Consider the following 23,144-nt stretch of genomic DNA (forward strand, 5'->3'; position numbering starts at 1 on the left):
GGCCTTCATTTATACTCGGTTTATCGCCGTTCTGCCAGCAGATCATTTGTCAACTGCTCAAATTCAGCAATGAATTCTTTGTAGTGCTCGCCGGTGCCCGGGCCACTAAAGCCAGTGTGTATTTTGCGTACGTCGCCTTTTTTGTCGATAATAATGGTTGTAGGAAAGCCTACCACTTTAGCCAGCATTGGCAGGCTCTTAGCCGGGTCGCCCGCTGACGGCGTATAGCCGGTGATCAGTAACGGATACTGAATATTGAACCGCCCTTTTAGCTGTTTAACTGTACGCTGAGAGTTAGCAAAATCAGCAGTGCGTTCATAAGCCAGGCCCACTACTTCAACACCTTTAGCATGAAATCTTTTATAATAATCAACCAGGTACGCTGTTTCATCCATACAATTAGGGCACCACGATCCTAATATCTGCACAATGACTACTTTATTTCTAAAGCGGCTATCGGTTAACGATACCTTTTGGCCGTTCAGGTCTTTAAAAGTAAAAGCCAGTTTTTTATAACCGGGTTTAAGGGCGGTAAGCGTGTAAGCGTCCGGGAGTTTGGCGTTTGCATTTTTTACGCCGCTCCAGTGATCCACGCTGGTAAGGCCGGCGTAAAACTTGCCGCCGGTTATTTTACTGCCGTTTACTTTAGCAGTAAACAAGTAATCATGCCCACCATCAAAAGCCGATAAGTATAAATTATTCCCGGTAACCACGCCCTCCAAAAAACGATAGTCGCCGGTGGTTGACAGAAACGTTCCGGTAACTTTGGCGCCGACCTGTTTAAATTCACCCACAGTTAAATCGGTCTTTCCATCGCTCACAAAAGGGACCGACCAGCGTCCGGTAATATTTACGGCAGGTTTTTCGGGAGTTTTAAATCTCCAGCTGGTATTTGGTGTAGCCTCAAAACCCATGGCTACCAGTTTGGCACCCAGATTCTTTATCCAACGGCCGGTCAGTTTACCATGTGTGTGTTTTAACCTGAACTGTGAGTCAAAAAGGGGCATGTGTATAAATATAGAGTCGGCTTGATATTTTACATCGGTTATCCTGAACCGTTCAGAACCATTAATTATAGCCAGCTGCGTTTGCCTGCCGCTATTTGCTACTTCAAAATTAAACGGAATTTCTACGCCGGTTGCCGTTTTAGTGACGCCGCGCCAAACGCCGGTTTTTAATAACGACTGAGCGCTGGATACAAAATATGTCAAAGCCCATATTGCAAGGCCTAAGAATAATCTGATTTTCATGGTGATAATTTGATGCTGATCAAAATTAAATAAAAACAGGCAGCTTACCTGAGCACGGAGCGTGATATGACAATGCGTTGAATTTCTGATGTGCCTTCATAAATCTGGGTTACTTTTGCATCGCGCATTAGCCGCTCAACATGGTATTCTTTCACATACCCATAACCGCCATGTATCTGTACGGCTTCGGTTGTAGTTTTCATCGCTGTTTCCGATGCGAAAAGCTTAGCTATTGAACTGGCCTGTGCATAAGGCAGGCTGTTATCTTTCAGCCACGCCGCTTTTAAACACAGTAATCGCGCAGCTTCTATATTGGTTGCCATATCGGCCAGTTTAAATTGAATGGCCTGCACATCGGCCAAAGATTTGCCGAAAGCCTTACGTTCTTTGGTATAATTTAAAGCCAGCTCATACGCCCCCGACGCAATACCTAAAGCCTGTGCTGCTATACCGATGCGACCTGCTTCTAAAACACGCATCGCAAATCTGAAGCCAGAGCCATCCTCGCCTATCCGGTTTTCTTTCGGAACTTTCACATCGTTGAAATGAAGTGAATGTGTATCTGAGCCACGGATACCCATCTTATTTTCTTTTGAGCCAACAACAAAGCCCGGCATGCCTTTTTCAACTATAAACGCATTGATACCTTTATGCCGTTTATTGGGATTGCTTTGTGCAATGACCAAATAAATTGATGCCGAATTGCCATTGGTTATCCAATTTTTAGTGCCATTTAAAAGGTAATGATCTCCCATGTCGATAGCCATAGTCGATAGTGCTGTGGCATCCGATCCTGCCTCTGGTTCAGACAGGCAAAACGCACCTATTACTTCCCCCTTAGCTAATCGGCGCAAATACTTTTGCTTTTGAGATTCAGCCGCATATTTTTCCAATCCATAACATACCAAAGAATTGTTCACAGACATTACCACAGCTGCAGAGGCATCAATTTTTGAAAGCTCTTCTATGACCAATATATACGAAATAGCATCCATACCGCTGCCCCCATATTGCGGTGAAACCATCATCCCCATAAAACCCAGCTCACCCATCATTTTAATTTGTTCAATCGGAAACATTTGAAGCTCATCGCGCTCAATTACGCCGGGCTTCAGTTCATTCAGCGCAAAGTCGCGGGCTGCCCGACGTACCATTAAATGTTCTTCGGATGGTTGGAAGTACATAACTTAAGATTAAAATATAAATATAATTTATTATGCATGCATAGCAAAAAATTGGAGCAAAAAAAGAGAGCCCTTTTGAAGCTCCCTTTCCCCTAATTAATTTAAACTATTGATTAAACCCAAAACAAAGAACAAAAAACCTCAGCTTGGGTGTCTGAGAATTCACTTTAATATACACGCCTGTTTTTCATAGGTAATTATGCAGGGCGATTAGTACTGAACAAATGTATTGCCATTGAACCGAACTGGCAATGACTTATTCGTCAGAATTTGAAAATAAAAATTATTTAATTTACTTTTATTTTAGCGTTATAGAAACTAAAAGCATAATTTTATTAGTAACCTTACAATTGCCAAAATGCTATGCTGTTAACTGATTTTGAATACCTTGACAACTCTGACAACGCCTTTAAACGTAAAATTTCGCTTCAAATTAAGCGTCTTCGCAGGCAAAATCAGGTTACACAGGAAAAATTTTATTCTGACACCAATATTAATATTGCTCGTCTTGAGTCGGGCAAAATTGATATTCGGATCGAAACTTTGCGCAAGGTTTGCTACTACTTTGATGTCTCCTTATCTGGCTTTTTTCGGGGGATTTACTAACAATCTGCCTAATGTTTGATGTAAAAACAGTACACTATTCTGCTTTTACATACACAAGGTGTGCGGTTAGGCATACAACATTCCAAAAAAACCGGTTCACAGCCGCAAACTGTATAAAGTTTAATTAAAAACGTAAGGCGGTGATTATTTGCGATTTAAAAACTTTTTAAAAAAATAGCTTGTGCAATAAAAAACGAAGCGTATATTTGCATTCCCAAACGGAGTGGTAGTTCAGCTGGTTAGAATACATGCCTGTCACGCATGGGGTCGCGGGTTCGAGTCCCGTCCATTCCGCTAAATCAAAAGTTAAAAGCCCTGTAAACGAAATATTTACAGGGCTTATTTTTTTAGTAACATCTTAAGATTATCTTGCTGTTAGCGCTTTGCCATAGTACTTTAAATAAGCAGGGCATTCAATTTTGGTTGCGCTTTCAGTTCAGCTCCTTTTCATTATAGTTCTCCTTTAAAGATTGAATTAATCCCTTTATTTGACTTATATGACTTTCTATAATGTCGGCCTCTGTTCGCTTATTGTTCGACATTGCCTCATTCCCTATTAGCTGGTAATTGTGCGCGGTTGTAAGTAAAAGGTCCCGCTTTTCTTCCATCATACGAATCGAGGCCCATAACGACTCTTCTACATGTTCTGATTGCTGTTCTAGAAGTAACCCCTGGGTAAATACGTGCCCGGTAAAACAGCGATAGCGCTTTATCGGGTCATTATCTATTGACCATAAACCGCCTCCGCATTCAGGACAAGTGTAATTGCTATGCGTCCCTATTTTTTCAAGGTCGTTTATTTGGCTTTTCATGTTTTCAGTCATTCCTGCTTCTAACAAAAGATCCTGGGGCACTTTTACCGAAGGCTTTTCAGACTTAGAAAACATATCATTCAAGATATAACCAATGTCTGTTATCGGAACGCGATAATCGACATCCACCCGCTGCAATACGTTTGACGGCATATCTTGAAACTCTGCCTCGTCTGGCTCTTGTACAATGCAGGTCCCGCCACATCGTTTAATTGCTACCATGCCGGCAGTGCCATCATCCAGCAAACCAGTCAAAATTATTCCGGTTACTCTCGAATTATAGGCAACCGCTGCAGAGCGAAAAAGAACGTCAATAGACGGCCTCCATCTATTTTCCCGGGGTCCATTAATCAGTTGTATATAGCCCGGCTTAATAATTAAATGATAATCGGGTCGTGCTACGTAGACAGACCCTGGTTCTATCCTTTGTCCGTCCATCGCCAAATTACAGTTGAGCTTAGTCTTTTTTTGTAGCAAATTTGTAAGAATGCTCCCTGACGAACTTTTGGCTACGTGTAAAACAATAAAAATTGCCGCATCTTCTACATCCTGAATAGCGGTTAGCAGCGCTGCAATAGCTTTTAATCCGCCGGCAGAAGCACCGACTACGATGATATGCGCTGGTTCTTTCATTAGTTTATAACCAAACTATACAGGAAACTGTTTGAGTACAATTTTAACAGAGGCTCCTGCTCCGGCTGTTGACTTTATATCCAAGCTGCCGTTGTAAACCAAAAGCCGGTTTTTTATACCTGCCAGTCCATTTCCGAATCGTTCTCCTGCATTTGCTCCAAATCCGCACCCGTTGTCGGTTACCTCAATGGTAATGGCTTTTTTTGTTCTTTCAATACCTATTTTCAGGGCATCTGCTTTGCCATGCCGAAGGCTATTGTTAACTAATTCTTGTACTATTCTATAAATACTCAACAGCAAATTCCGGTCGCTTTTTGCAGAGATACCAAGTACTTGTAAATTAAAGTGCACCTGTCCAGCAAACCGCCCTGCCATTTCTTCAAGGGCAGCTTTCAACCCAAAATCTACCAATGTGCCGGGGGCCAGTTCATGTGAGATATTTCGTGTATCGTGAATAGCCTGCGTTAATAATTGATTAATTTGTTTGAATATTTCAGGTTGGGTGTTTTGTATGGGGCCAAGGCTTAACTTCAGCCCGTAAAGTAACTGACCGATACCGTTATGCAACGCTTCACTTACCCGCTTTCTTTCTTTTTCCTCAGCATCAATTGTAGCTGCAATAACTGCCTGTTGTTGCTTTTCTTTAAGGGCACGCGCTTCTTCTTCTAATTTCATTTTTTCTGTGACATTAGTAATCGTGCCTATAAACTTATGGTAGTCAGTATCTATTCGTTTTGCACGTGCCTGGAAATAGCATAAATTTTCGGCGGTCGAAAAATTGCGGAAAACCTGGTTAAAATTACATCCCGCCGTAATTGAGTAGCGCAGTTCTTCCTGAAATTTGTCGCGATCCGCAGGATGAATTAGTTCCAGTAAACCGTCAAGGTTACCTTTAAAACCAAACGGGCGCACATCCAGTAAACGCTGTGAATCTTGATCAAGAACAATGCCCCCGGTACGAATATCGACCTCCCAAATACCTGTTCCCGAGGCATCAAGCGCCAATTCCAGCCGGCGGTTTGCCTCCTGTAATTTTTCCTGCGCTTGTTCACTTTCAGTAATATCAGTTAACGTGATATAACAATACGAATCAGATTCATCCAGATCTAAAGAAATTGCCGAAAGCCTTACTGTCAGGCAATTAGCATTGTCGACCCTGATCCTCACAGTACATTGTTGCGGTATCCGTACTTTCATCAGATGACGCAAAAACATGTAAAACAATTCGATGTCGTCAAAATGAATAAACGTGCTTAAAGGTTTGGATAGCAGCATTTGCTTATCCTGTTTTAACAATTTAACAACCATTTTATTGGTATCTCTGATGATACCATGTTTATTGACAATCAGATAACCAACAGGCGCCGCATTAAAAAGGTGTTGAAATTTCTTTTTTTGGGTTTCAAGCTCAATGGTGATATTTCTTAATTCCTCTACTTGCATTTCCAACTCAAGCTGATAAACCTGCAACTCGTGAAATAACTTATTAACTTCCAGCTGCGTAGCCCGCGTATCGGCCGGCTTGTGTTCAGCCAAAATGTTTTCAGCCTTTTGCCGTAAAAGTGTAAGCGTGTTATTTCTCATTTGCTTATATTATAGCTACAATCACCAATAGTGACTAACAGTTCAGAAAACTAATTTGTTTACTTCAATACATTTGCAGTTGCTTCATCATGAAGCAATAATCTAAAGTTAACCAATTGCTTATAATATCCCTTCAATGCTGTTGAGCTTCTCCATGACAGAAAGCTATTTGCGATAACTACCTGATTATGAAGAACCACTACTTCGTTTTTAATCGCAGTATATTAGGCAATATGCCATGTAATCTACTGATAGTATCGAAACGGTACAACTTTATATCAGAGACCCGGTAGCCTCAGTAATCCGTCCGTTAAAAGAGTTAAAAAAACTTCTGCCAGATACCCCTCAAAGCGGGCGCTTCGCAAACGGTTTCGTTTACGATTACACTAATGGTCTGAAGTTTTATACCCTGCAAAACAAATACGCCTATGAGCCGGGTGACTTTAACCTGATGATTGGCCCCAACTCAGAACAATTGCAATCAATCCGTTTCAATGTGAAGTAGATGGGCATTAATAGATGGTAATAATTTAATTGGCAGCGGGCATTTCAAGCAATCCCTGCATCATGGCAAACTTAATTAATTCAGGAGTATTACGAACACCCGTTTTATTAAGTAAAGATTGGCGATGACCTTCAACGGTTCGTCGGCTGGTAAACAGTTTATCCGCTATCTCGGCGTTGGTATAGCCATCGGACAACAATTCTAAAATTTCTGTCTCTCGGCCCGAAAGCTCAATGGCAGTATAAGCCTGCTGCCGGCGGGTGTTATCGCGTGTTAATCGTTTACTCAGCCGTTCGGTAAGTTCTGTACAGATAAAAAAACGGTTTTGATTGACCTTTTTTATTCCATAAAGTAATTCATCCACACTGGTTCCTTTAAGTAAGAAACCTTTTATTCCGGCACGAAAGGCTTCTGAAAGATATCGCTCGTCAGTTTCCATCGTCAGTATCATGCTCTTTATCTCCGGATTAGTTAGGTGAACCTTCTGAGCAAGTTCAATGCCGCTCATATCGCCAAGATGCAAATCTGTTAATAAAATATCTGTCTGAATGCCCGATGCCAGTAACTCCAGTGCACGCTGACCATTTTCTGCCATTCCGATAACACAGATATCGCAATCTGCTGTCAATACTTGAAATAATCCGGCGCGAACGACGCCGTGATCTTCGGCAATAAGAACATTTGTCATTGTCGGTATGTAATTAACTTTAATTTAAAACCAACAATTATGAACTTGGTTTACTGAACTAATACTTAACTTATTTGCGGTAAATACTTATAAATATGATAAATACAGCTATAAATAACAAAACAGTTCTATTTTAGCTCCGTAAGAATAATCAATACTTGTAAAGGTTTATTTGTCTCCTTATCAATGGAGGGTCGTGCAGTTACTTCAAGCTTTTTTCGCCCAATGCGCGGAAACTCTTGCTCAATGGTCATGCTGATGTCCTGATCCAACTTCTTGATCATTTTATCTAATTCCGCAGTTTTCCAGATTTCGTGCAATATGGCAGAAAAGGCCATACCGGTAAATTGGTTTTGTTTGATTTTAAAGTAATCATAAAACATTTTGTTTACCGTTGATACATTTAAGTTTTTATCCAACATCAGTGCAGGCTGCGGAAAAGCATTTACAATGCTTTCGGCATATTCGTTTAAGGTGTTGAGTTTATGTTCCATTGATTTAAGCAGAGTGATCTTGGTAAACGTCAGCACAGCACCGTTAATGAAATTATCAAGTGTGCGGTAAGGCATTATGCGCAAATTATACCATTCATTTTTCTTGGTTTTAATTTCGGCTTCTTTTGCAACTAATGTCTCAGTTACCTGTCTGATGGTTTCTTCGAGATTCGGATAATCAAAATTAAATGCGATGTCAGTAATTGAACGCCCGACATCTGTAGCGATAACGTTGAATAGCTTTTTTACCTGTGGTGTAAAACGCAATATAACAAGTTCATTATCTAAGAATATAGTCCCTATTTCCGTATTATCAAGCAAATTCTTCATGTCATTATTTAGCTGAGTCAATTCATCTGCCTTTGCCTGAAACTGTACGTTGATGGTCATCAATTCTTCGTTTAACGACTGCATTTCTTCTTTTGTCGTCAGCGATTCTTCGTTGGTGCTTTGTAACTCTTCGTTAGTGCTTTGCAGTTCTTCGTTAGTTGATTTAAGTTCTTCTAACGAAGTTTCCATTTGCTCGATCGTCGTATGCAATTGTTGCTTGGTATATAGTAACTCTTTTTCAAGTTCCTCCATAGCTGCTTTTTGCTCGGGGTCTTTCAGCTTTTTAATATTACGTTTTTGCTTTTTCAGAATGCCTTTATCCTCAAAAATAATCAGAATCAAGCCCTGAAGGGCTGTCTCCTGCAAAGGGTTTACCTTAATATCAACTAATCTTACATGATCTTCTTCTTTAACTTTGATATCATTGATTTGAATAATTGCTTTCTGTGTACGTGCCTGATGAATGGCATTACTCATAGCATATCTCAATTCTTCCTTTGCCATTTGGTAAATGTTCATAACAGCCTCGCCCGAATTGAGTTCAAGGAACTTTCCGGTTCGGCCGTTAATGTAAAGGATGTCACCTTTGTCATTAATCAATATAGAAGCTGGCGTATAGGTTTCCAGTAAGATTTTGTTAAAGCTTTCGGCCAGGGTTTTCTTTTTAATATTCTTTGCGCCCTCCTCTACTTTACTTATAGTTAACGACTGCTTGGTTACGTTAAAAGGAAAATCGATCATTTTATTGATAGCCGCCGAACCTTCCTTACGCTCAAATAATTTCCATTTAGGATCAATTGGATTAAACATCTCGCTAAACCCGCCGATAGTTTCTGCCGGCCCCATGAATAAGATGCCACGGTTGTTTAATGAGTAATGAAAAATCGGAATGATCTTTTTCTGCAACTCCGCTGTCAGGTAAATCATAACGTTACGACAACAAAGCAGGTCAAGACGGGTAAACGGAGCGTCTTTGATTAGATTATGTTGTGCAAATACAATCATTTCGCGCAGTTCTTTCCTAACCGAATAGGTATCATCTTTTTTAATAAAAAAAGAATTAAGTCTTTCGGGCGAAACATCCGCAATAATATTTTCATAATAGATGCCCACCCGCGCGTGTTCAATGGCTTCCATATCCAGGTCTGTTGAAAATATTTGCACCTTTGGCAGCTTTTTTAGCCTGGTATGCTCAAAATATTCCATGATCAGGATTGCTACTGAGTATGCTTCTTCGCCGGTAGAGCATCCTGCTACCCAAACTCGTATCGGATCGCCGTCTGTTTTGTGGCTCAACAGCTTAAATAATTTTTCTTTTAACGAGTCGAAGGCGTGTGCATCCCTGAAAAATTTAGTTACTCCGATAAGCAGTTCGTTAAACAGTACATCAATTTCCTGAGGGTTCTCTCGTAAAAAATTGATGTAATGACCATAATCAGGCAGCTGATGAAAAGCTAAACGGCGATCAATTCTTCTGGTGATCGTATTCTTTTTATAATGAGCAAAATCATGGCCTGTATGAGATCGCAAAAGCATCAGGATTTTTTGAATAGCATTAGCTTCCTTTGTATCCGACTTTAGTTGTTCGTTAGTCACCTCAGATATAGCCGGATGATTTAAATATTGGATTAGCTTGATCGGCATTTCCTCTGGCGACAGCACATAATCTACAAGATTTGTTTCTATGCTTGCCCTTGGCATACTATCGTATAGAGCGGTTTCCGGGTCTTGCACCATAGCCATACCAAGCTTTTCTTTGATCATCCGAATGCCGGTCTCACCATCAGAACCCATGCCTGAAAAGATAACAGCAACGGCCTTATTCCATTGATCTTCCGCGAGACTTTGCAAAAAATAATCAATAGGTAAACGATACCCCTTAGGATGCGCAGGCGGCAGCAAAAGCAACTTGCGATTATGAACGCCCATATCCTTATTAGGGGGTATTGTATACACGGTATTGGGCTCTACCGGCATGCCGTCTTCTGCCTGAATCACCTCCATTGGTGTATAATTTTGAATAAGCTCAGCAATTCCCTGATGGTTGTTGTCCAGATGCATGACAACAATAAAGGCCATTCCGCTATCGGAAGGCATGTGGGTAAAAAACTTTTCAAGCGACTGAAAAGAGCCCGCAGAGCCACCTATTGCTACTATCGGAAACGGTTTTGGTTTTATGGCCCTGGCCTTGCCGCCGTTACGGATTTTGGTTTTTGATGTTTGTTGCCGTGGTGTTGCCATATGTATATCGAGGATATATTGCAAAGTTAAACAACTGCAATTCGTCTTTTTAAACTAAAATATCAGTATTGTTAAGTTGTAACTTAAGGCAAATAGAAATCGGAGTACGTTAATATTTGTAAATTAACCAAAAAAATCTGATCAAGTTGCTGGAAATGCGAGTTATTGATAACGTTTAAATAAGAGCCCGTCAAGCATAGTAACCGCTGACCGAATATGTTGTACTTAACCTGAGCCACATGTTCTGAAGATTGTTTTTGTATCTAATTTGATACTTATTTCCCGAAACTGCATACAGTTATCTATATTAGTTGTAAAGATCAACTCCAATTAACAACAACCTTTTTATGATTTACAAGATAAACGGCTTATTGCGGCCGGTAGTAGGTTATGCGCTCGCCGGCATAGCTTTACTGGCAAGCAGTAACCTCCAAGCACAAAACAGATCAACAACATATTCAACCAATAAACAAGTTGTTGAAAAAGGAGATGAACTGTTCCAGAAAAATTGTTCAGAGTGCCATAATTTTCGTCAACGGGGTATCGGCCCCGATCTGAGTGGGGTTACTGCCGAGGCTTCATATGCTTATCTGGGCAAGTTTATAGTTAACTCACAGGCTTTGGTTAAAAGCGGCAACAAACGCGCAGTGGCTCGTTTCAATGAATTTAATAAAGTGCCTATGCCCGCGCATCCCGAGCTCAAAGCCGCTGATCTGAATGCAATTCTGTCGTTTATTAATACCCATAAAAAGGTAATTGAAATTGAAAAAGATCTCGGCGATCTGGGTACGCCTGTAACTAACCCTCAGCCTCAAAAGATTGCCAAAGCCGGCATGACTTTAAAACTGCAAGAGTTTACCACCGCGCCGGCAACGTCGGCCAAAAACCCGGTTACTCGCATTAACCAAACACTGGTATTAAAAGGCCCTAAAGGCAACCGCTTATTCATGCTCGACTTACGCGGAAAGTTATATGAGATTATGAATCGTCAATTTATAACCGTAATGGATATGGCCAAAGAAAAGCCAAACTTTATCAGTGAACCTGGCCTGGGTAGCGGCTGGGGTAGTTATGCCTTCCATCCGGAATTTTATAAGAATGGCTTGCTATACACTACACATACCGAAAAGAAAAATTCGGCTCCTGCTGACTTTGCGTATGCCGACTCGATACCTGTCGCGTTGCAATGGATAGTAACCGAGTGGAAGGTAAAGGACCCAACCGCCTCCACGTTTGAAGCTACGCCACGGGAGCTTTTCAGGGTAAACATGCCCTCGCCTATGCATGGTATGCAACAGATTATCTTTAATCCGCAAGCTAAGCCCGGCTCGCCCGACTATGGCTTGTTGTATATTGATATTGGCGATGGCGGCTCGGCAGAATATCGCTTTCCGCAATTATGCGATAACACAACGCAAATACGTGCCTCTGTATTACGAATAAACCCGATGGGCCATAATAGCAAGAATGGAAAATACGGTATTGTACCAACTAATCCATGGGCACATGACAGCGACCCCAATACATTGGGCGAAGTTTATGCCCGCGGTTTCCGCAATCCTAACCGCATAAGCTGGGCACCAGATGGCAAGATCTTAGTATCAGAGATTGGGTTTAATAACCAGGAAGAGATCAATATCCTGAAGCCGGGATTTGATTATGGGTGGCCATATCGAGAGGGTACTTTCAGAATGGTATTTAGCGGCAAGAAAAGTGGTGTGTACAATCTGCCTGCACACGATGACCCCAAGTATACTTACCCGGTGGCAGAGTATGATCATGATGAGGGGAACTCCATATCGGGCGGGTTTGTTTATACAGGCAATATACCACTGTTAAAGGGTAAATATATTTTCGGCGATATTGTTAAGGTCCGCATTTTTTATGTGGATTATGCCGACCTGAAATTGGGCAAACAATCAGTGATCAGAGAATTTGATCTGCAGTTCGGCGATCAGAAGTCGACCTTTATAGATATGGTGAAAAATAAGAAAGCCGATATCCGGTTTGGGCAGGGTGAGGACAATGTGCTGTACATCTGGGCTAAGACCGACGGTAAGATCTGGCAGGTGCAAGACTGTGTCGCCAATTGATTTTTTAAAACCATCAAACATAAGATCGATTATGGAAAAAGAGATTAAAGGCGAAATGTCGCGCCGCGATTTTGTACAGGGAGGACTGGCGCTGGGCGCGGCTGCAATGATACCCTCTGTACTGGCTAAACCGGCCTACGCGGCGCCGGAAGCTAAAATAGACAACGTTATCGGCATACAGGTAGGGGCCATATCGTTTATTGACGAAGGCGTCAACCAGGTGCTTGATAATATACAGGCCGCCGGCCCAATCAATACCTTATTTTTGGCGACCTTTACTTATGACAGTGGCATCGCCGGCAGACAAATAGCAGGCTATCCATTTCCTGATCACGGTAAGCAGGAATACCTGAACCTTATAGGTGGCAACTTTGCGACACCGCACCCGCAGTTTTATAAAAACACTATTCTCAAAGACACCAAAGCACCCGATCATGGCGACTGGGATATGCTGGCTGCCGTATTACCTGAAGCTAAAAAGCGCGGACTAAAAACCTACGTTTTTAACCAGGATAGTTTCACCTGGCATAAAAGCACGCCCCATATTGCAGAAGTACAGGAGACAGGCATATACGGCCAGCATGTAGAAAGCTGCTGCGACCTTAATCCCGATTATATCAATTTTGTCAGCGGTATGACCATGGACATTTGCTCAAGCTATGATATAGATGGGGTGATGTGGAGCTCGGAGCGGCAAGGGCCGTTCAATAACGCTATAGCGCCATTTAGAGGCGAGCGGCCCTCGGCAAGGATTACCTGCTTTTGCAAATATCACCGCAAAGCTGCGAAAGAGCAGGGGATAGATGTTGAACGTGCTTTAGAGGGCTATCATAAACTTGTGGATTTTACAAAGAAGTCTACCATGCGTGAGCGCCCTGTCGATGGTTACTTTGCAGCATTTTGGCGCATTATGACCGATTACCCCGAAATACTGGCTTATGAGAGATTGTGGACGGCTGCTAATCATGCTACTTATCGTAATGTATATGATTCGGCCAAAGCTGTTAAGCCGAATATTCAGGCGGGCTTCCATATCTGGCACTCTAATAGTTTAAGCCCATTTACCAAGGCCGAGATGCCTTATGAGCGTTTGGCTTATGCCGATTTTATCAAACCGGTTATTTATAACATCGTAGGCGGCTCGCGCTATGCCGGTTATATCAACTCAAATGCTTCAACGGTTTTTGGCGATCTTTCAAAAGAGGAGTATTTGAAACTGAATAACCGCTTCATGAACTATGAGGATATGGATCTGGCCACCCTGGGCCGCGACGGCATGCCACAGGACTATATAGCTAAAGAAACCAAACGCGCACTGGACAGCGTACAAGGTAAGTGTAAGATCTACGCGGGTTTGGATATCGATATCCCTAATACCGCCAAAAATAAACAAACCACGCCCGAAGATGCCTACCGATCCACTATGACAGCCTTAAAATCAGGTGCGCAGGGCATTATCTTCGCCCGTAAATATTCAGAGATGAAACTCCCAAACATTGCCGGCGGAGCCCGTGCGGTTAAAGATTTTTATGAAGGTAAAGGATGAGTGCCCTAACTCTTCGCAGCTTTTACAGCTCTAATTAGTGTGTCGACTTTCTCGGGCGCTTTACGGAAAGCCTTTGACAGTTTACCATTGGCATTGAAAACGGCGATATAAGGCGTAGTTTCTATCTTATAATATCTTTGAACCAGATAGGTATACCCTTCCGTGCCTACAATGATATTGCGATATTTTGTCAAATTAAATTCTTTCACAAAGCTTTTAATCGCCCTGATGTCGTAGTTGTTAGACCAGGTGATCATGACAATCTGGGTATCACCGAATTGTTTCATTTTTTCGCGCATTTCCATAGTCAGGTGCTGGCAATGCGGGCAATCGGGCGAGAAATAGATCAAGACTGTGCGGCGGTGTTTCAAATTTGCCGGAGTAGCCCAGGTGCTGTCGGTTTTTAAGATCCGGTATGGCGGTAAGGCCGAGCCGGGACTTTCGTTCTGTGCATTGCAGCTTAATACAGCTATAATCAGGCTAAAAAATAAGATCAGTTTTTTCATGTGTCTATAATCTATCAGGCTTCCAGCATTTCCATTTGCCAGGCCATATGTTCTTCTGTTATCGGATATAACGCGTTTTCACGGATAGAATGATATACCGCGTAAAATAATTTTGAATAATCCCCTTTTAATGATTGCATAAACTCGATATTCTTCTCGCCATCAGGGCCAACAGTTACCAGCTTACCCTCCATACCGGCTGGTTCAACACCATAAGCTTCATCTGTGGGTAATATACCTTTATCTAATTGGGTTTCTTGTACATCGCAGCGATATTTGCTATAACTACCAATACTACCATGCGCTACAAACGCCGGCAGCGGATCGGCTATTAAAAGTCCCGAGGTTAAATATACCACCAACCCGCCGGGGTAAGTAAGGCGGAAGTTCAGATAATCGGGCACAACAGAAAGCTCACGTTGTATGGTAATTAGTTTTTCAAACTTAAGCGGTTTACCAAACAAGTATATAGCCTGGTCTATCAAGTGGGGGCCAAGTTCGTATACTATGCCGTTTATTGGTGTTTCTTTGGTTTCTTTAAAAGGTTTGGGGTTTAATGCAGGTTTGTAACGATCATACCGTAAAGTTACCTCGGTAAGCTTACCCAGACGACCACTATCGATCACCTCTTTAAGCGACATAAAATCGCTGTCCCAACGGCGGTTTTGATAGCAAAACACCTGTTTACCAACGCTGCGCGCCACATCAAATAACCCCTGTAGCTCGGCGACGTTACCTGCTGCCGGTTTTTCAATCAGTACGTGCTTACCTGAATGCAGCGCCTGTTTTGCAAAATCGAAATGAGTGAAGTTTGGTGTATTGACAATGATCAGCTCGATCTCGTCATCTTTTAAAATCTCTTCAACCGAATTATAACTCACAATATCCGGGTAATGCGCGGTCATTTTTTTCTGATGCCGCTCAACCACCGCTTTTAATTTAAACTGCGGATTGGTGCTCAGGAACGGCGCGTGAAATATCCGGCCCGACATGCCGTAAGCCAATAAACCGGTAACTATAGGTGATGCCATGTAGCTTGCTGTAATGCTGTGCCAAATTATGGTTTTAACCAAGCTTATGCAAAAAATACGTTGAAATAGCTGATTATTTCAGTGTAGAGTTTATCGCATCAATCAAATCCAGATGTCGCTGAACGGTCATCAGGTTATGATTTGCGAATTCCTTAATCTGTGGATCATAAGCAGATTTAGCGGTTTGCTGAAATTGCAAAAGCGCATTTTTATAGTCATGGCTCATTTTTTCAAGATAAGCGCGGTCAAAATCCCTACCTGTTTTTTTTGCTAATTGCGCGATTGACACTTCATTATTCCAACTAACAGAATCAGGAAGCCGGATTTTTTTTATCCTTGCAAGCGAATCTAAACGGCGGTGGCCTTTAGTCAGGTCCTTCACCATCATCGCCCCAAAATTTCTTACCCGCTTGTCCGACCCTTTTTGCCTGGCCATATTGCCTATTTTGATCCCAATCAGACAGGCCTCGGCCATATCGGTTACAAACTGGTTGTCGCCTTTACCAACGACGATGCTTGAATTTTTAGAAGTATCGGCGTTAGCCACTATGGCGTCATTGTCGGCCTGCTCATCCTTGCCATGGCAAGCCTGTAGCGCCCAGGCTGTAAATAGAGCAAGCAATAGTTTTTTATTCATAACCAGATTTACTAATTGGCAGCAATCTCATTCCGAATGCTGAAATGGAATTTTACTAAAAATACAATTCTTGGACGAAATATGCCGCGGTGCGTAAACTTTTATTATTTTTGGATATAAAAATTAACAACATGAATTTTCCTGCTGAACTGAAATATACGAAAGACCACGAATGGGTTAAATTAGATGGTAACGTTGCTACCATTGGCATCACCGAATTTGCCCAGGGCGAATTAGGTGATATTGTTTATGTGGATATTAACTCGGTAGGTAAAGAAGTGGGCAAAGAAGCGGTTTTTGGTACGGTTGAAGCAGTTAAAACTGTGTCCGATTTGTTTATGCCTGTTACCGGTACCGTTACCGAAATTAACCAAGCTTTAGATAACCAGCCTGAGCTGGTAAACTCAGACCCATTTGGCGAAGGCTGGATGGTAAAAGTTATTGTAGCCAATCCTGCCGATGTAGATGGCCTGTTATCTGCAGATGATTATAAGGCCTTGGTTGGTGCATAACTCTAGTATTAATTCTAAAACATAAAGGCTTGCCAAATGGTGAGCCTTATTTGTTTGTAACATTTTGTAAAGCAGATACGTTAACTAACAAACCTGCGTTTGAATGCGAAACTCCCCGCAAACTATCGCGATTATTGTATCTTAGTATATTGGATTTGTAAATATGTTCAAAAGTCGATTTATTCTGTTAGGCCTTGCCGCGCTGTTAAGCGCTACATCATGCGGTATCTTTAAAAAAGATTGCGGTTGTCCGCATTTCGGCAAAATAAAAGCGCAGCCTAAACATGTTGGAGCTCCTGTGGTTTATGCGGCTCAATAATTTATTCAGCTACCCATATTGCATCTAAAAACCATTTCTTGTTGTCAAATAATCTGCTGAGCGGTTTAAATCCGGCATTAGCCGCCATTTGGTCGGTTTGCATTACAGTGAACTTTTGCGATATCTCCATGTAAATATATTCATCCCTTATAAAACGGATGGTTTCTTTACCAATATGCACCAATTGATCTTGTAAGCTTATGAGGTAACTTTTGCAGGCACCCGTTTCGGGATCATAGGTAGCATAATGATCAAACTGGTTGGTGTTAAAGTCAGCTCCCAATTCGCTATTGATCCGTTCCAGCAAGTTCAAATTAAACCTTTTGGTAATACCCTTTGAATCGTTATAAGCATTGAGTATGGTTTTTGGCGATTTTTTAAGATCAAACCCAATCAGTGCCATATCGCCCGGCGATAAATGTTTACGTAATTCGGCACAAAATGCGGTAGCTTCATTAACCGGCATATTGCCAATGTTTGAACCCATAAATAAAACCACCTTACGGCGTTTAGATATCGATGCTGCCTTATTCAACATCTCAAAATACTCACCATTCAGTCCTTGCATTTTAAGGCCGGGAATAGCCAGCGGGAGTTTCACTGTGAGGTAGTTGATGGTGTTGGCAGATATATCGATAGGCAGATAGGTAAAATTAACTTCTTCCTTTTGCAGATATCTTAACAGGTATGATGACTTGGTGGCATCGCCCGCGCCCAATTCAATCAAATCAAAGGCACCGCCATCGCCAATAATGGTTTTAGCCAGTTCGGGCGTTTTGTTAGCGAATATATCCAGCTCGCATTTAGTTGGATAATATTCAGGGCACTCCATAAGTTCCTGAAATATCTTGTCGCCTGCGGCATCATAAAAATATTTAGACTGTAAACGTTTTGGCGTAGCGTTTAATCCCTTCACTACATCGGCATAAAACGTATCGGTTTTTTTTGATGCTTGCCTTATTTTGGTTTGCACGGCAGGTTGATTCATATAGGTAAATGGTTTGTATCTATTTAGCAAGCCTTATGCCAGTAAACTGCCAGCGTAAGTTGGTTTGGAAAAAATTACGGTAAGTATTGCGACTATGCCCTGACGATGTTACCTCGGAAGCGCCCCTTAAAACCTTCTGGTTTACCATAAACTTACCATTATATTCGCCTATGGCGCCCGGCGCCTTGACAAACCCCGGATATGGCAAATAGGCACTTTCAGTCCACTCCCAGGCTTTGCCCCATTCAAATTTTGCTGCAGCAGCTTCCCATTCAAACTCGGTTGGCAGACGCAGGCCTCTCCAGGTGGCGTAAGCATAGGCTTCAAAATAGCTGATATGGCAAACCGGATCGTTTAGTTTAAGCGGCTCAAGGCCGTGAAAAGTATAGGCATGCCATTGGCCATCAATCATGTGCCAGTACATCGGCGACCCCACTTTATTATTCCTTACCCAATCCCAGCCGTCGGCGTGCCAGTGGCGGAAATCGCGGTAACCGTCGGCATTGATAAACTCAAGATATTCGACATTAGTAACCAGATTCGGGCTGATCTTATAGCTGCTTAAATATACCTTATGACGATTTAACTCATTATCAAAACAAAAGCCATCGCCGCTAAAACCGATCTCATAAACGCCCTCGTCCATTTTTATAAAACTGGCATCGCTTCGGTTTACTTTGGGCGATACATAGTTTCTATCATAAGCCGGAAATAAAGGATTATGCCCCAGTATGTATTTGATGTCGGTATATAACAGCTCCTGGTGCTGCTCTTCGTGATTAAGCCCCAGGACGATTAATTCGCGTATATCGGCCGATGGCTCCTTGCATAAAAAACCGGCCATGGCGTCATCTACGTATTCACGATAACGGTAGATTTCGATCACTGTCGGCCGGCTCAGGTTGCCACGGTCGGTGCGGATCACCCGGTTGCCTACGGCTTCATAATAGCTGTTAAATACATAGTTAAAATTAGGGTCGTATTCCTCGTAGCCCATAAAGTATGGCTTCAGAATAAAAGTCTCGAAAAACCAGGTGGTATGCCCAATATGCCATTTCGGCGGACTGACGTCAACTATAGGCTGCACCACATAGTCCTCGGTTTGCAGGCGACTGCAAATAGCCTCCGTATGCTTTCTGACCCTAAAATAACGATCTAATAAATCCATTAGTTATTTGGTTTCCAGGTATTGTTTCAAGTCTGATATACTTTTAACACCAAGTTGAGTCGCTTGTTTTCTGCGCATCATCAAGGCATAAGCGTTGTTAAAACCTATGGGGTATAGCCATTTTATCTGGTAACGCTTTTCAAATTGCGACTTTACGTAATTATAAGTCTTTTCCTTGTTACCGGTAACTGCATTGATTTGCTGTGGCGATGGCTTTAAAATTGCCAGCAAGCCGGTACCTGTATATTCAGGATACAGGTCGATCTGGTTATTAGTAAGCGCATCAAAACATATCTTAGTGCCTCCCAGCCCGGTTTTGGTAGCCACATCATAATTGGTATAGCCCTTAATAAGCATACTATACATACTAGCCAGGATATACTGCTCTCCAAATATTTTAGAGCCAATGCGTACTATGCCCGCACTGCCGCGTCCTGCCGGTTTTAATAAATGATGCGCCACTAAAAAATCTTTGGCTACCCGATCAGGGCTTTGGTGAAGATAATCGGTGCGATAGTTTAAGTCGGTCATTATACTATCATTTATTTTGCCGGCTAATAAATTAAGTGTAGGCTCCAGTTCCGGAAACTTCTTCAAGGCGTCATCACGCACGATAGGTGCGGCATAGTAGGGAGGGAAGATCTTTTTATCATCGTCCAAAACCACCAGGTCGTATGCTTTCAACCGTCCGTCTGTCGAGTAGCCGCTGATGACATCCAGCTCTTTCTCAAATGCGGCTTTATACATTACTGCATCGCTGATCACAATCGTGTGTATCTTCAATCCGTATTTACTTTGCAGGCCCAGATTGCCATCCTGGCGGCCCATAAACTCAGGGGTAAAACCCGCGGTCAGTTTGCTGCCATAGGCCGACGGGACAAAATAAAAACAAGCCATTACCACCAACACCGCCGGTAATACCCTGGTCGCCATTTTTAATTTTTTTCGGTTGAGCTTTTGAAGCAGCGAAAGCAGGAAATCAAACAATATGGCTAGCAAAGCTGCCGGGATTGCCCCCGCCAGGATCATGTTAGTATTGTTAAGCGATATTCCACCAAAAATAAACTCGCCCAAACCACCTGCGGCTATATAAGAAGCCAGTGTAGCCACACCCACATTAATAACCGTAGCGGTGCGGATACCCGCCAAGATCACCGGCATAGCCAAAGGCAGCTCTACTTTAAACAGCAATTGCCACCCGCTCATTCCCATGGCTATAGCAGCCTCTTTAACACTGCCGTCTACACAGCTTATGCCTGTATAGGTATTGCGAATAATAGGTAGCAAAGCATACAGCAGCAAGGCCACGATAGCTGGCTTAGGGCCTATGCCTAACAACGGAATCATAAAGCCCAATAACGCTATACTTGGAATGGTCTGTAAAATGCCCGCAATGCCCAACACAGGGCCTGAAAAAGCTTTGCGGCGGGCAATGAATATACCAAGGGGTAAACCAATCAGCACCGCTATAATGAGCGAAATAAACGTCAAGCTAATGTGCTGCAGCGTTTGCATGAGCAGCTTATCGCTTTGCTGGGCCATGAACTGCCATAGTGTTTGTTGCTGTTCATTCATGCGCCTGCCGTTTTTTGTACTGATAAAATGCTGTCATCAAGCCCTCAAAGCCAAGTACTGTTTTTTTCTTACTATAATGATCAATAATATGCAGATTCTCGGCCTTCGAAAATTTAAACCCCTCTAACACATGCCACAAAGAAATATTCTGGGACAACACCTCCCCATGCAATTCAAAAACGCCTCCTTTAGGTCGCAAATCAATTATATCGCGCAGTTTAATTGCCTTAAACTCTAATTGCAGGCGCTGATCCTTCAAAAAGTCGCGCACAAAAGCATTAACCGGTTTAAAAAGCAGATCACCGGGCAGACCGTTCTGAACAATCTTTCCTTTGTCCATTAAACAAATGCGATCGCCCAGCTCAAAGGCCTCCTGTACATCGTGCGTCACCATAATAATGGTTTTGCGTTTGAGCTCATCCAACGCCTTAAACTCTGCCTGAATTTTTGAACGCGTAACGGTATCAAGTGCCCCGAAGGGTTCATCCATCAATAACACCGCAGGGTCGGTTACCAATGCCCTTGCCAGGCCTACGCGCTGCTGCTGCCCGCCGCTTAGCTCATTAGGATAAACACTTAGGTACTTTTTATCCAAGTGCAGTTTTTCCAGTAGTTCGCTAACGCGATGTTGAGTTTGCTTTTTGTTCCATTTTAATAGTTGGGGCACTACTGCAATATTCTCGGCTACGGTATAATGGGGAAAGAGTCCGTTGTTTTGCAGTACATATCCAATACCACGCCGCAGGGTTTCAGGCTGCTGATCCATAATATTTTGTCCATGGATGAATACTTTGCCCTGATCAGGCTCGATAAGACGGTTGATCATTTTAAGTGTCGTCGTCTTGCCGCAGCCGCTGGTGCCCAGCAGGACCAGATTCTCTCCCTCAGCTACCTCGAACGAAATGTTGTCGACAGCCTTTGTCTTATTAAACGACTTGCTTAAATGTTCAACCTTGATCATTGATCCTCGATGCGCATAAATAAGTTATTGAGCGACTCTGAATACAGCGGATGAGCGAAAACGCAATAGCGTATCCTGTCGTAAGTAATACCGCCTTCAACAGCCATCTGCAGCACCGACATGATCTCGCCGCCTTCCTGCCCTAATATGGCCGCGCCCAGTATCTTTTTAGTTTTTCTGTCGATGATGGCCTTCATGACCCCCCGGGTATCGCCGGTCTCAACCGCTCGGGCTACGTGCGCCATTGGCAGTTTAGCTACAATATAGTCGAGTTTTTGTTCTTCAGCTTCCTGCTCGCTGATACCTATGCGGCCCAATTGCGGGTCGGTAAACATACAGTAAGGTACTGGGCGGTCATTAGTATTGAGATTCTGTTTTTCAATAAGATTGCGATAGACGATGGTGTAATCATTATAAGAGATATGGGTAAACGCTGGCCCGCCTTTAACATCGCCTAAAGCATAAATGCCTTTAACGTTGGTTTCGAGTTTATTATTTACTTTGATGTAGCCTTTATCGTCAATCTTAACACCGGTTTTGTCCAGACCAAGATTATCTGTATTGGGCACGCGGCCAACGGCCAATAGCACGTGAGTATATTTCACTTTCTTTTTATGCCCCGCATTTTGGATGGTCGCCGCGATTTTGCCTTTTTTGCCCTGCTTAAATTTAACAGCTTGCGAGCCAGTTTGCACGTCTATATTCTCAAGTTCCAGAATTTTGCGCACCTCGTTTGATATATCCTCGTCCTCGCGTGGCATTAGCCGCGCCGACCTTTCTAAGATCGTCACTTTACTGCCAAACCGCCTAAACATCTGTCCAAACTCTAATCCTATATAATTACCGCCGATAACTAACAAGTTGTCCGGCACTTTGTCCAGCTCTAAAATAGTGGTCGACGTCAGGTAATCTATTTCATCCAGCCCCTGGATATCAGGAATGAAAGTGCGGGCGCCCACGTTAAGAAAGACCCAATCGGCCTTTAATAATTTAGCGCTTCCGTCTTTAAGCTTTACAGCTACAGTTTTAACGCCGGTAAAAGCCGCTTCTCCAAATATCAGATCCAGATTAGGTGTTTTTTCGGCATTCTCCGTGCTGCCATTGCGAGCGTGGATGACTATATGGTCTTTACGCTTTTTGATAACAGTCATATCTACCTTATAGCTTTTGATATGAACGCCCAGCGGACCACTATTGGCTGCTATATACGCTGCTTTGGCCGATGCCACCCAGGTTTTAGTGGGTGTACAGCCATCGTTAACGCAGGTGCCTCCAACCCACCGACGCTCTATTAGGGCAGTCTTTTTACCGGCGTTTGCCAACTTCTTAGCTAAGGGTAAACCCGCCTGCCCGGCACCTATAATTATTGCATCGTATTGTTTTGGCTTCATGGTAGCGGCTTAGCTGTTTATATAAAGATATGAGTTTATACTATCAGAAACGCCATTTGTTTGCTTTTTGTAGGCGGGCCGGGCTGTAAA

General features: G+C 42.7%; 17 protein-coding genes and 1 tRNA gene. 4 read left to right on the top strand and 14 right to left on the bottom strand.

Annotation, left to right across the window (positions count from 1 at the left end; translation table 11 throughout):
* Window positions 1–20: 20 nt before the first annotated feature.
* A complete protein-coding gene (locus ABD772_RS16695; RefSeq protein ID WP_345107083.1) occupies window positions 21–1,250 on the bottom strand; it encodes a peroxiredoxin family protein in 1,230 nt (409 codons plus the stop codon).
* A gap of 44 nt (window positions 1,251–1,294) precedes the next feature.
* Window positions 1,295–2,434, bottom strand: a complete 1,140-nt coding sequence (locus ABD772_RS16700) for an acyl-CoA dehydrogenase (protein WP_345107086.1) — start codon at window positions 2,432–2,434, stop codon at window positions 1,295–1,297.
* Between the two features lie 826 nt (window positions 2,435–3,260).
* On the opposite strand from ABD772_RS16700, the gene ABD772_RS16705 reads away from it, so the two are divergent.
* A tRNA-Asp gene (locus tag ABD772_RS16705) sits at window positions 3,261–3,334 on the top strand.
* Between the two features lie 137 nt (window positions 3,335–3,471).
* On the opposite strand, the gene ABD772_RS16710 is transcribed toward ABD772_RS16705, so the two are convergent.
* The 4 genes from ABD772_RS16710 to ABD772_RS16725 all read right to left on the bottom strand — a co-directional run bounded on the left by ABD772_RS16710 (window position 3,472) and on the right by ABD772_RS16725 (window position 10,327).
* Complete coding sequence (locus ABD772_RS16710) at window positions 3,472–4,485, bottom strand: chemotaxis protein CheB (protein WP_345107089.1); 1,014 nt, start codon at window positions 4,483–4,485, stop codon at window positions 3,472–3,474.
* A gap of 15 nt (window positions 4,486–4,500) precedes the next feature.
* Window positions 4,501–6,069: a PAS domain-containing sensor histidine kinase gene (locus tag ABD772_RS16715; RefSeq protein WP_345107091.1), complete on the bottom strand. Its 1,569-nt coding sequence runs from the start codon at window positions 6,067–6,069 to the stop codon at window positions 4,501–4,503.
* Between the two features lie 530 nt (window positions 6,070–6,599).
* A complete protein-coding gene (locus ABD772_RS16720; RefSeq protein ID WP_345107093.1) occupies window positions 6,600–7,262 on the bottom strand; it encodes a response regulator in 663 nt (220 codons plus the stop codon).
* 128 nt (window positions 7,263–7,390) lie between these two features.
* On the bottom strand, window positions 7,391–10,327 hold the full coding sequence (locus ABD772_RS16725; RefSeq protein WP_345107096.1) for a CheR family methyltransferase: 2,937 nt from the start codon (window positions 10,325–10,327) through the stop codon (window positions 7,391–7,393).
* Window positions 10,328–10,674: 347 nt separating this feature from the next.
* On the opposite strand from ABD772_RS16725, the gene ABD772_RS16730 reads away from it, so the two are divergent.
* Both ABD772_RS16730 and ABD772_RS16735 read left to right on the top strand, forming a co-directional pair.
* On the top strand, window positions 10,675–12,420 hold the full coding sequence (locus tag ABD772_RS16730; RefSeq protein ID WP_345107099.1) for a PQQ-dependent sugar dehydrogenase: 1,746 nt from the start codon (window positions 10,675–10,677) through the stop codon (window positions 12,418–12,420).
* A gap of 31 nt (window positions 12,421–12,451) precedes the next feature.
* Window positions 12,452–13,966 carry a twin-arginine translocation signal domain-containing protein gene (locus ABD772_RS16735; protein ID WP_345107102.1) on the top strand — a complete coding sequence of 505 codons (1,515 nt, stop codon included), beginning with the start codon at window positions 12,452–12,454 and terminating at the stop codon, window positions 13,964–13,966.
* A gap of 5 nt (window positions 13,967–13,971) precedes the next feature.
* Here ABD772_RS16735 and ABD772_RS16740 read toward each other — a convergent pair whose 3' ends face one another.
* The 3 genes from ABD772_RS16740 to ABD772_RS16750 form a co-directional block, all read right to left on the bottom strand.
* On the bottom strand, window positions 13,972–14,472 hold the full coding sequence (locus tag ABD772_RS16740; protein ID WP_345107105.1) for a TlpA family protein disulfide reductase: 501 nt from the start codon (window positions 14,470–14,472) through the stop codon (window positions 13,972–13,974).
* Between the two features lie 14 nt (window positions 14,473–14,486).
* Window positions 14,487–15,503: a Gfo/Idh/MocA family oxidoreductase gene (locus ABD772_RS16745; RefSeq protein ID WP_345107108.1), complete on the bottom strand. Its 1,017-nt coding sequence runs from the start codon at window positions 15,501–15,503 to the stop codon at window positions 14,487–14,489.
* A gap of 73 nt (window positions 15,504–15,576) precedes the next feature.
* Window positions 15,577–16,140 (bottom strand): DUF4142 domain-containing protein, encoded by a 564-nt coding sequence (locus tag ABD772_RS16750; RefSeq protein WP_345107110.1) that lies wholly within the window; start codon window positions 16,138–16,140, stop codon window positions 15,577–15,579.
* A gap of 131 nt (window positions 16,141–16,271) precedes the next feature.
* Between ABD772_RS16750 and gcvH the strand changes: the two genes are divergently transcribed.
* Window positions 16,272–16,652: a glycine cleavage system protein GcvH gene (gene gcvH, locus ABD772_RS16755; protein WP_345107112.1), complete on the top strand. Its 381-nt coding sequence runs from the start codon at window positions 16,272–16,274 to the stop codon at window positions 16,650–16,652.
* Between the two features lie 320 nt (window positions 16,653–16,972).
* On the opposite strand, the gene ABD772_RS16760 is transcribed toward gcvH, so the two are convergent.
* The 5 genes from ABD772_RS16760 to ABD772_RS16780 are packed head-to-tail and all read right to left on the bottom strand — an operon-like array spanning window position 16,973 to window position 23,054.
* Complete coding sequence (locus ABD772_RS16760) at window positions 16,973–17,959, bottom strand: L-histidine N(alpha)-methyltransferase (protein WP_345107114.1); 987 nt, start codon at window positions 17,957–17,959, stop codon at window positions 16,973–16,975.
* Between the two features lie 19 nt (window positions 17,960–17,978).
* Window positions 17,979–19,127: an ergothioneine biosynthesis protein EgtB gene (gene egtB / locus ABD772_RS16765; RefSeq protein ID WP_345107117.1), complete on the bottom strand. Its 1,149-nt coding sequence runs from the start codon at window positions 19,125–19,127 to the stop codon at window positions 17,979–17,981.
* 3 nt (window positions 19,128–19,130) lie between these two features.
* Complete coding sequence (locus ABD772_RS16770) at window positions 19,131–20,702, bottom strand: ABC transporter permease/substrate-binding protein (protein WP_345107120.1); 1,572 nt, start codon at window positions 20,700–20,702, stop codon at window positions 19,131–19,133.
* On the bottom strand, window positions 20,695–21,663 hold the full coding sequence (locus tag ABD772_RS16775) for an ABC transporter ATP-binding protein (RefSeq protein WP_345107123.1): 969 nt from the start codon (window positions 21,661–21,663) through the stop codon (window positions 20,695–20,697). Before ABD772_RS16775 ends, ABD772_RS16770 begins: the two co-directional genes overlap by 8 nt.
* Window positions 21,660–23,054, bottom strand: coding sequence for a mercuric reductase (locus tag ABD772_RS16780; RefSeq protein ID WP_345107124.1), 1,395 nt, complete (start codon window positions 23,052–23,054; stop codon window positions 21,660–21,662). Before ABD772_RS16780 ends, ABD772_RS16775 begins: the two co-directional genes overlap by 4 nt.
* Window positions 23,055–23,144: the final 90 nt, after the last annotated feature.

This window comes from Mucilaginibacter panaciglaebae, assembly GCF_039539265.1.
Taxonomy (GTDB): Bacteria; Bacteroidota; Bacteroidia; order Sphingobacteriales; family Sphingobacteriaceae; genus Mucilaginibacter; species Mucilaginibacter panaciglaebae.